Genomic DNA, 1234 nt, shown 5'->3' on the forward strand with positions numbered 1-1234 from the left:
TGATCTGATCCCCGAAAACTGGACCGTTTGAAGCTGGAGTTTTTCGCGCCAAAATCCCTTGGCTGGGAGGAGCGGAGACGATGAAGGCGAGCAAGTTTTCGGAGGCCCAGAAGGTGTTCATCCTGAAGCAGGGCGCCGACGGCGTGCCTGTGGCGGAGATCTGCCGGAAGGCCGGGATAAGCCAGGCGACCTATTTCAATTGGAAGAAGCGCTACGACGGTATGACTCCGCCGGAGATGCGACGGCTGAAGCAGCTCGAGGACGAGAACGGGAAGCTCAAGCGGATTGTGGCGGATCTGTCCCTCGACAAGGAAATGCTGCAGGACGTCATTCGCCGAAAAATCTAAGGCCTGGTCGCAAGCGCAAGCTGGTGAGCGTGATCTGCGAGGAGTGGAAGGTGTCGATCCGCCGGGCCTGCGGTGCCCTCGAGTTCGATCGCTCGACCTTCCATTACCAGTCACGCAAACGCGATCAGGCCGGGATCGAAGCTAGAATCAAGGCCATCTGCGAGACCCGCGTGCGGTATGGCTACCGACGTGTCCATGTCATGCTCCAGCGCGAAGGCTGGGATATCAACGTTAAGAGAACGCATAGGATATACAATGAGTTAGGCCTGCAACTCAGGAATAAGACACCGAAGCGTCGGGTCAAGGTAAAGCTGCGCGATGACCGGATGCCGGCCACCCGGCCGAACGATGTCTGGGCGATGGACTTTGTCCACGACCAGCTCGCGGCCGGTAAAAAGATCCGAGTCTTGACGGTGGTCGACACCTTCTCCCGGTTCTCGCCGGTGATCGACCCGCGCTTCAGCTATCGGGCGGAAGACGTCGTGGCGACCCTTGAGCGGATCTGCGCCAAGGTGGGATATCCGAGGACAATACGGGTCGACCAGGGCAGCGAGTTCGTGTCGCGCGATCTCGATCTCTGGGCCTACGTGAAGGGCGTCACGCTCGACTTCTCTCGGCCAGGAAAGCCAACCGACAATGCCTTCATCGAGGCATTCAACGGCCGCTTCCGGAGCGAGTGCCTGAACACGCACTGGTTCCTGACCCTTGCCGACGCCCGGGAAAAGATGGAGGATTGGCTCAGATACTACAACGAGGATCGGCCGCACGGTGCCATCGGCCATAAGCCTCCGATCACGTTGCAGAACCCCGGCGGTGCCGCCAGCCCACCGCCGTGAAACAGGCCGGAAACTCTAGCCTCCGGCGGTCCAAAGAATGGGGGCGGATCA

The 1234-nt window shown here is 60.0% G+C and carries 1 protein-coding gene; it reads left to right on the forward strand.

All coding sequences use genetic code 11. The features are described 5' to 3' along the window. The first annotated feature begins 80 nt into the window (after positions 1-80). Positions 81-1183, forward strand: a protein-coding gene (locus J2S76_RS23165; RefSeq protein ID WP_307064519.1) for an IS3 family transposase whose coding sequence is annotated in 2 segments (ribosomal slippage) — positions 81-342 and positions 342-1183 — 1104 coding nt in all. Because the reading frame shifts where the segments join, the coding sequence is not laid out codon by codon here. Positions 1184-1234: the final 51 nt, after the last annotated feature.

The organism is Ancylobacter vacuolatus (assembly GCF_030813595.1).
GTDB lineage: Bacteria > Pseudomonadota > Alphaproteobacteria > Rhizobiales > Xanthobacteraceae > Ancylobacter > Ancylobacter vacuolatus.